Origin of the sequence: Pseudomonas sp. YL2, assembly GCF_023063025.1 — a bacterium.
GTDB classification, from domain to species: Bacteria; Pseudomonadota; Gammaproteobacteria; order Pseudomonadales; family Pseudomonadaceae; genus Aquipseudomonas; species Aquipseudomonas putida_A.
Genome location: NZ_JAJSLU010000027.1, coordinates 13,825 through 14,768 on the forward strand (window position 1 = coordinate 13,825; position 944 = coordinate 14,768).

A 944-nucleotide genomic window follows, 5' to 3' on the forward strand; every position below is an offset into this window, starting at 1 on the left:
GAGCAGGCTCGCTCCCACATGGGAATGCGTTCCAAATGTGGGAGCGAGCCTGCTCGCGAAAGCCGCACCGCCGATCTCGACCTTGCCCCTGCGAATCGGCAAAATGCCCGCCATGAATTCCAGCCCGCCCCTCCCCGCCTGCTGCACCCCGCTCGACGCCCATTGGCCGTTGCCCAACGTGTTGCCCGAGACCGTGCTGCTCAGTACCCGTTTCGACCCGAAGCAACTGCTCGGCGATGACTTCCAGCGCAGCGCCATCGAGCCGCCGCCGAGCATTCAGCGCTCGGTGGCCAAACGGCAGGCCGAGTTTCTTGCCGGACGAATCTGCGCCCGGGCCGCGCTGCAGCAACTGGAAGGCTCAAGCGTGATTCCGGCGATTGGCGAAGACCGCGCACCGGTGTGGCCGGCGCACATCTGCGGCTCGATCACTCACAGCACCGGACACGCGGCGGCGATTGTCGCCAACAAGCGGCACTGGCGCGGCTTGGGCATGGATCTGGAAAACCTGCTCGAGACCGAGCGCGCCGAACGCCTGGCCGGGGAGATTCTGACGCCGCCGGAGCTGCAACGCATGGCCGCCGGTGCGCGGGAACAACTGGCGTTGTGCGTGACCCTGACGTTTTCGGTGAAAGAGAGCCTGTTCAAGGCGCTGTATCCGATTGTGCAGAAGCGCTTCTACTTCGAGCACGCCGAGGTGCTGGAGTGGACGGAGCAGGGTCAGGTCCGGTTGCGTCTGCTGACTGACTTGTCTGGTGAATGGCGTCATGGCACCGAGCTGGAAGCGCAATTTGGGGTGCAGGATGGGCAGTTGTTGAGTCTGGTCAGCATTCCGGCCTGAGGATTTTTCGGCGACTGTTGCGCAGCCCTGCGGCGGAAGAGCGCCCCCCCCCCCCTCAAGTATACCCCCCGGGGGGGGGGCGCGGGCTGGCGGGGGGGCTCTGCGT

Annotated in this window: 1 protein-coding gene; it reads left to right on the forward strand. The window is 65.8% G+C overall.

Annotated elements, in window-relative coordinates; translation table 11 throughout:
* Positions 1 to 112: 112 nt before the first annotated feature.
* Positions 113 to 838 carry a 4'-phosphopantetheinyl transferase family protein gene (locus tag LVD08_RS26820; protein ID WP_103368756.1) on the forward strand — a complete coding sequence of 242 codons (726 nt, stop codon included), beginning with the start codon at positions 113 to 115 and terminating at the stop codon, positions 836 to 838.
* The last annotated feature ends 106 nt before the right edge of the window (positions 839 to 944 follow it).

Excerpts from the sequence above, each read along its gene's own strand:
- LVD08_RS26820 (WP_103368756.1), top strand. The coding sequence starts at position 113 with ATGAATTCCAGCCCGCCCCTCCCCGCCTGCTGCACCCCGCTCGACGCC.